The following is a 627-nucleotide window of genomic DNA, read 5'->3' as shown; positions in this document are numbered from 1 at the left end:
TTGCCGACCTTGACCACATCGTCCGGCCACCCGGTCCGCGCGTACGTGACCAAATGCACCTCGGCGGCTTCCCGCTCGGTGGGAGAACACTTGTCGGGCAGCCGATTCATGGCCTTCTCGATCGCCCGTACGTGATCAGCGGAAATGTCGCCGTCGGCCTGCGCGGCCGCAGCGAGAGCGAACTTGACCGGCTTGGGCTCCCCCCCAATGTCATGCCAGGTACCGAGCTCTTCGGCGGCTTTCGCACGCGCTCCCGCATCAGCGGAGGACAAACGCAGGGTTTCGACGAGAAACCGCCGCACCGTGTCCGCGCCCGTATTCTTCGGCAGCTTCCGCTCGGCCGCCTCGATGGTCAACCGCCGCGACACCACCACCAATTGCCGTGCACACACCTCCACTTCACGCAACGCCTCGACGACCTCGTCATCACTCAGCTGGAAGAACGAGCCTTCGAGCAGCACCCGCACCGCCTCGGACAGTTCGGTGCAGGAGTCCGCCCGCAACGCGGTAGCGAGGTCGCCCACCGGGCCGACCCCCTCCACACTCACAGCTCCCACGCTCGAACTCATGTGCTAATTCTACCAACGAAGATCACCCCACGGAACCCGAAAACCCTTCTGAACTGCA

General features: G+C 64.4%; 1 protein-coding gene. It reads right to left on the bottom strand.

The window, feature by feature from the left end:
• Positions 1-569: DUF222 domain-containing protein (locus tag GFY24_RS40910; RefSeq protein WP_153810480.1), on the bottom strand; the 569-nt coding region annotated here is incomplete at its 3' end.
• Between the last annotated feature and the right edge of the window lie 58 nt (positions 570-627).

It is taken from the genome of Nocardia sp. SYP-A9097, assembly GCF_009649815.1.
In the GTDB taxonomy this organism is placed as follows: Bacteria; Actinomycetota; Actinomycetes; order Mycobacteriales; family Mycobacteriaceae; genus Nocardia.
Note: the sequence above shows the minus strand (reverse complement) of the source record. Positions and strands in the feature narration are given on the sequence as shown.